This is a genomic window from Oceanicola sp. S124 (assembly GCF_000220565.1).
In the GTDB taxonomy this organism is placed as follows: domain Bacteria; phylum Pseudomonadota; class Alphaproteobacteria; order Rhodobacterales; family Rhodobacteraceae; genus Pseudooceanicola.
The window spans coordinates 1-5,628 of the sequence record NZ_AFPM01000084.1; the positions used below are offsets into that span (position 1 = coordinate 1).

Below are 5,628 nucleotides of genomic sequence, written 5' to 3' on the forward strand. Positions count from 1 at the left end.
GACGAGGTCTCGGTGTCCAACCTGCAGCGGCAGGTGGTGCATGGGGATGCGGATGTCGGGGATCCCAAGGTCTTTTCCGCCGCCCGCCGCCTCAAGGCGCTGAACCCCCATGTCGAGATCCGCCCCTACAAGCGCCGTTTCGATGACGCCATCGCGGCCGAGCTTCTGGCGGACTACGACCTTATCCTCGACGGCTCGGACAATTTCGACACCCGCTACCTGTCCAACCGCGCCGCCGTCGCGGCGGGCAAACCGCTGGTCTCGGGCGCGCTGTCGCAGTGGGAGGGCCAGTTGTCGGTCTTTCATCCCGCGTCAGGGACCCCGTGCTATGCCTGCATCTTCCCCGAGGCCCCGGCCGAGGGCCTTGCGCCCTCCTGTGCCGAGGCGGGCGTGGTTGCCCCTCTGCCGGGCGTCGTTGGTGCCATGATGGCCGGCGAGGCGGTGAAGCTGATCACCGGCGCGGGCGCCCCCCTGCGCGGCGAGATGATGATTTACGACGCCCTCTGGGGCGAAACGAGGAAAATCGCGCTGAAGCGGCGGCCCGGCTGCCCCGTCTGCGGCGCAACTGACGAGGTGACCAGATGACCAACCCGCTGCTTTCCGCATGGGAGACCCCCTTCGGCCTGCCGCCCTTCGACAAGATCTCGGACGAGGACTTTGCCCCGGCGCTGGACGAGGCGCTGGCCGCCCACGAGATCGAGATTGCCGATATCGCCGACAATGCCGATGCGCCGAGCTTCGAGAACACCATCCTTGCGCTCGAGGCCTCGGGCGAGGGGCTGGAGAAGGTGCTGGCGCCCTTCTTCGCGCTGGCCGGGGCCGACAGCACGCCCGCGCGCGAGGCGCTGCAGCGGCAGTTCTCGCCCAAGCTGGCGGCGCATTTCTCGGACATCCATGCCAATCGCGACCTCTTCGCCCGCATCGCCATGCTCTGGGAGACCCGCGACGAACTGGGTCTGGATGCCGATCAGGCGCGGCTGCTCTATCTCGTGCACCGCAGCTTCCTGCGCGCCGGTGCCGCGCTGACCGGCGACAAGGCCAAGCGGATGAAGGAAATCATGGGGCGGCTGGCCGAGCTGGGCACCGCCTTCACCCAGAACCTGCTGGCGGATGAGCGCAGCTGGACCATGCAGCTGTCAGAGGCCGACCTGGCGCCGCTGCCCGGCTTCCTTGCCAGCGGCGCCCGCGCCGCCGGAGAGGAACGCGATCTGCCGGGCCCAGTGGTGACGCTGTCGCGCTCGCTGATCGTGCCCTTCCTGCAGTTCTCGCCCGACCGCGCCCTGCGCCAGAAGGCCTTCGAGGCCTGGACCGCGCGTGGTGCGGGTGGCGGTGAGACCGACAACCGCGCCATCGTCGCCGAGATCCTGAAGCTGCGCGAGGAACGCGCGGCCCTGCTGGGATACGGCAATTTCGCCGAGTTCAAGCTTGAGACCGAGATGGCGGGCACCCCGGCCCGCGTGCGCGACCTGCTGATGCAGGTCTGGGAGCCCGCGCGCGCGGCAGCCCTGTCGGACCAGGCCGAGATGGAGGCGATGCTGACCGCTGATGGCGAGGCACTGCCCTTCCAGCCCTGGGACTGGCGCTACTACGCCGAGAAGCGGCGCAAGGCCCTGCACGACATCGACGAGACCGCGCTGAAGCCCTACCTGCAGCTGGACCGGATGATCGAGGCGGCGTTCGATTGCGCCAATCGACTCTTCGGGCTGGAGTTCGCAGAGGTCTCTCTGCCCGGCTACCATCCCGACTGCCGCCATTTCGAAGTGACCCGGAACGGGGAACACGTCGCGCTGTTCATCGGGGACTACTTCGCGCGGGCCTCGAAGCGTTCCGGCGCGTGGTGCTCGGCGATCCGGTCGCAGGCGAAGCTGCCGCGCGCGCAGGCACCCATCGTGGTCAACGTCTGCAACTTCACCAAGCCCGCCAAGGGCGAGGCGGCGCTGCTGTCCTATGACGATGCACGCACGCTGTTCCACGAGTTCGGACACGCGCTGCACCAGATGCTGTCGGACGTGACCTACGAACGGGTCTCGGGCACCTCGGTCAGCCGCGATTTCGTCGAACTGCCGAGCCAGCTCTACGAGCACTGGCTGGAGGTGCCGGAGGTGCTGCAGAGCTTCGCGACCCATGTCGAGACCGGCGAGGCCATGCCGCAGGAGATGTTGGAGAAGGTGCTGGGCGCCGCCACCTTCGACATGGGCTTTGCCACGGTCGAATATACCGCCTCGGCGCTGGTGGACCTGGAGTTCCACGACGGCGCGGCGCCCGCCGATCCGATGCAGAAGCAGCAGGAGGTGCTGGATGCGCTTGGCATGCCGCGGGCCATCGTGATGCGCCACGCGACGCCGCAGTTCGCCCATGTCTTCTCGGGCGATGGCTATTCCTCGGGCTATTACAGCTACATGTGGTCCGAGGTCATGGATGCCGACGCCTTCGAGGCCTTCGAGGAAGCCGGAGGCGCCTTCGATCCGGTCATGGCGAAATCGCTGGAAGAGAACATCCTGTCCAAGGGCGGCTCGGTCGAGGCGGATGCGCTCTACACCCGCTTCCGCGGCCGGATGCCGGGACCGGAAGCGCTGCTCAAGGGACGTGGTCTGGCGGCCGAGTAGGTCGCTGCCGGTCGTGGCTTCGCTCCGAGACGTCGATGGAGGCGGGGCTCTGCCCCCCGTCGCCGGAGGCGACAGGTAGAAGGAAGCGGGGGCTCTGCCCCCGCACCCCCGCAGTATTTCCGGCCTCAGGATGGGCAGGACGCGGGCGTGATGGCCGTGGAGGGTGGTCTTCGCGTTGGCAGGGCCGGGGGCCTGTCGCGAACCATCTTGACAGTTTTCCGCGCCGGGCCTAGCGGCAGAGCGCTGCGCAGCTCAGGCGCAGTGACGTCCCGCGCTGCGGATTTCTGATCAAGCGGGCTCACCGAAAGTACGACACATGGTTGCAAAGCCATTCACATCGGGCAACCCGCTGGCGGATCGCCGGGCCTGCTATGCGGCCACCATGGCCGACACGGGCGACATTGCCGCGGCGATCGAGGTTCTGGCCTCTGCCCTGGAGATCACCCCCGACTGGGCTGCCGGCTGGTTCCGCCTGGGCGAGTATCATGACCAGGCCGGTGCGCCGGACCTGGCAGGCGACGCCTGGCGGCGCGCCGTCGCCCTGGATCCCGGCGATCCCTTCGGGGCGGGGCTGAAGCTGGACCTGCAGCTGCAGGTGCCGGTGGCCGAGATGATGCCCGCGGCCTTTGTCGAACTGCTCTTCGATCAATACGCCCCGCGGTTCGAGACCTCGCTGGTCGATCAGCTGTCCTACCGGGGGCCGCAGCTGCTGGCCTCGGCGCTGCGCGGGGCCGGGTTCGTCCGGGCCGAGCGGGCGCTGGACATGGGGTGCGGCACCGGGCTGATGGGGCAGGAGATGCGTTCGGCCTGCGACTGGCTGGGCGGCTGCGATATCTCGGCCGGGATGCTGGCCGAGGCCCGCGCAAAGGGGATCTACGACCAGCTGCGCAAGGAGGACCTGGGACAGCTGGCCCCTGTCGGTCCGACCTACGACCTGATCTGCGCCGCGGATGTCTTCAACTACCTGGGCGCGCTTGAGCAGATCGTCGGCTGGTGCGCCGGGGCGCTGCTGCCGCGAGGGCGCATCGCCTTCACCATGGAAGAGGGCAGCCGCCCGGTCGAGCTGCGCAGCAGCCGGCGCTTTGCCCATGCGCCGGATTATGTCCGGGAGGTGCTGGACCAGGCGGGCTTCCAGGGGATCACCATGCAGGGCTGCGTGCTGCGCCGGGACAGGGGGCAGGACGTACCGGCCTTCTGCGTCGTGGCCACGCTGGAGCGCAGCCCATGGGCGCGTGACCAGAGCGACGAAGCGCAGATGGTCCCGGCCTGAGGCCGGTTCCTCAGCTCGAGACCTGCTCGCGCAGGATCGCCCCGGTCAGCGAGATCATCAGGTAGGCGCCCGAGAGGATCAGGAAGACCAGGATGGTGTTCTCGAAGGCCCGCGGGTAGCTGGGATCCTGCGGCGCGACCGGGCGGACCGAGGTGGTCAGGTAGCGCACCTGGCGGTTTGCCTCCAGCTCGGTCTGCTTCTCGTTCTGCAGGGCGGATTGCAGGAACAGGTCGGCCGTGGCCAGGTCGGCCTGGGCCATCTGCACCTGCGCCGTGTCGGCGGCCAGTGAAAGGCCGTCGCTGCGCGCTTCGGTCATCCGGGCGTTGAGACGGTCCAGCAGGGCGTTGAGGCGGTCGATATCGGCCTGCACCCCGTCCACCCGTGCCTGGTTCGGGCGGGCATTGTCCAGAAGCGCGGCGAGCTGAAGCTCTTTCTCCTGCAGCTGCAGCTCGTAGGTCGAGATCTGGGTCCGCAGGGTGCCGATCACGGCCTCGGGGTCGACCACGGTGCCTTCCTGCAGCCGCACAAGGCGTTCCTGTGCTTCCCGGCGTTCTTCCTTGGCCTGTTCCAGGCTTTCGCGGGCCGACTTCATCGCATCGTCACGCTTGCGGCGCGACAGCTCGTCGACGCGCTCTTCGGCATAGGCGATCAGCTGGGTCGAGAACTGCGCGGCGACGGCGGGATCGGCGGCGGCGACCTCCATCTTGATCACGCCCTCGGTGGGGTCATAGCCGATCTTCACGTACTTCTTGTAAATCTTGTAGGTGGCCTCGGTCGAGGCGGCTTCGGGCAGGCGCTGGATCGGATCGATGCCTTCCTGCGAGAAATGCGCGGCGAAGCCGGTGTCGGCATCCAGCCGCACCATGGCATCCTTGGATTGCAGGTAGCTCTGCACCGCGATGCTGTCCTGGTTGGTGGCGAACTGGGTGCCCGAGAGCAGCCCGCCGAGGGGCGAGCCGGTGGTGGCATCGGCCTGCAGGATCAGGAACTCCGAGGTCGCGGCGTACATCGGTGTCGCCACGCGATAGTAGTAGTATCCCGCCAGCAGGGTCGGCAGCATGACGAAGAAGGCCAGCCGCACCATCAGTTGCAGCGATTTGCGCCGACGCCGGCGGGAGATGTCGCGCTGGATCTCCATGATCTCGCGCTGACGCCGCTCAGAGGGGCTGATGCCGCGCGGGCCGACCTCGGTCGAGGGCAGCTGCGCCTGCCGACCGGCAGGCACGGTCTGCGGCAGTTGCACGCGCTCTTCGGAGTCCTCTCCGGCCTTGCGGGCGTTCTCGGGCATCACCTCCAGCATGTTGGCCCGCTGGAAGGGATCGACGCCGCGGTCGCGCAGCAGGCGCACCGCGTCGAAATCCGAGGTCGGTGCCAGGCCGTGTTTCTGCGCGACCCGCCGCGCCATGCGAAGCTGACGGCCGGTCAGCCCTTCCTTGCGGATGGCGTCCAGATCGCCGCGACCCTGGGGGGCGGGCTGGGTCTGCGCCACGGCCTGTGACACAGTCGGGGGGGGGCCTGATCTTGCCCCTGGCCCTGGGGCGCATAGGGCTCGACACGGGGCCGGGGCGCGGCCTCCGAGGGCGTTTCGGGACCGGGCGCTTCGGGCCCGGGCGTATCGGGACTGTGCGTGGCGGGAACAGGGCGAAGCGGGGCCGCCGCCGCGCGCTGTTCGGCAGGCGGGGCAGGTCGCGCCTGCATCTGCTTAGGAGCTGGCGAAGGGCCGGGCGCCGCAGGGGCGGCAGGGGCCGGGCG

At 68.8% G+C, this 5,628-nt stretch carries 4 protein-coding genes; 3 read left to right on the forward strand and 1 reads right to left on the reverse strand.

All coding sequences use genetic code 11. The features are described from left to right. From OS124_RS0106730 to OS124_RS0106740, 3 genes are all read left to right on the forward strand, one after another. Positions 1 to 585: HesA/MoeB/ThiF family protein (locus OS124_RS0106730; RefSeq protein ID WP_010138665.1), on the forward strand; the 585-nt coding region annotated here is incomplete at its 5' end. Further along, the gene (locus OS124_RS27730) at positions 582 to 2,606 is read left to right on the forward strand and encodes a M3 family metallopeptidase (protein WP_010138666.1); all 2,025 of its coding nucleotides are present in this window, start codon (positions 582 to 584) and stop codon (positions 2,604 to 2,606) included. The genes OS124_RS0106730 and OS124_RS27730, both read left to right, overlap by 4 nt. 316 nt (positions 2,607 to 2,922) lie before the next feature. Beyond that, complete coding sequence (locus OS124_RS0106740) at positions 2,923 to 3,876, forward strand: class I SAM-dependent DNA methyltransferase (protein WP_010138667.1); 954 nt, start codon at positions 2,923 to 2,925, stop codon at positions 3,874 to 3,876. Positions 3,877 to 3,886: 10 nt separating this feature from the next. Here the strand turns inward: OS124_RS0106740 and OS124_RS0106745 are convergent, their stop codons facing one another. Then, entirely contained in the window at positions 3,887 to 5,365 is a 1,479-nt protein-coding gene (locus tag OS124_RS0106745; RefSeq protein ID WP_193372567.1) for a capsule biosynthesis protein, read from the reverse strand. Between the last annotated feature and the right edge of the window lie 263 nt (positions 5,366 to 5,628).